1 protein-coding gene is annotated in these 996 nt (G+C 45.9%); it reads left to right on the forward strand.

Annotated features, from left to right (window positions below; translation table 11 throughout):
- A partial coding sequence (locus ACS8FD_RS17085; protein ID WP_439276724.1) for an McrB family protein occupies positions 1-996 on the forward strand: 996 nt, incomplete at both ends.

The following is a 996-nucleotide window of genomic DNA, read 5'->3' on the forward strand; positions in this document are numbered from 1 at the left end:
TGGCGCGATGTGGCGTGCCTGATATTTTTGGACTTTAAGATCCAAAAAAAAGAGCTGGTAAAAGTGCCTGAAATCGTCAATCACGAGTTTTTTATCGCCAAGGCGGCGCAAAATGCACGTGAGAAAAATCTGAGTAATACAGCATGGTCAGTGCTGCAAATGCACAGCTCGGCCAGCTCAAAAACAGTGACCTATAAAAACCGCGCAAGCCAAGCTTACTTTGATAAAGACGAAAGTGGAGCATGGCATCTACTGCCAGAGAGTATGATGTTATTGACTCAGTTGTCGCAGCAGCTGGGCGAGTTTCGACAAGCGCAACAAGACAATCAGCCTGTACAAAAGCAGCGCTATAGTATGGTCAGCTTTCATCAAGCTTATGGCTATGAGGAGTTTGTCGAAGGCATTCGCCCGGTGATGAGCGGTAATGAACCAAGAAGGCAAGGCGCTCAAATCAATCGTCAAGCAGGTGAGCAAGGGATTAGCAATCAGATGCGCTATGATATTCAAGATGGCGCTTTTTTAAAACTCTGTAAGCGCGCTGCTAATGATCCTGAACATCGTTATGCTATGCTCATCGATGAAATCAACCGCGCCAATGTTTCTCGAGTCTTTGGCGAACTGCTTAGTCTGATCGAACCTGATAAGCGCAGCGGGCAACCAAATGCGATGCAAGTAAATTTGGCTTATTCTGGACGAGTCTTTAGCGTGCCTGCCAATGTCGATATTTATGCAACAATGAATACGCAGGATCATTCGTTAGCACCACTTGATATGGCACTACGTCGTCGCTTTCGCTTTGTCGACTGTCCACCGCAGGCTGAATTGCTGCCAGTTATTGGTGTTTTAGATCATAAAGATGCCCATCAAAGCTCAGATGAGCGTGAGTCATCAGAAGAAGTAGATTTAGCCAAACTGTTAAGAGGTCTGAATCAGCGTATCACGCAAACGTTGGGACAAGAGGCCCAGCTTGGTCATGCGTTTTTATATTCAGTAAAG

The organism is Psychrobacter sp. 1U2 (assembly GCF_051847575.1).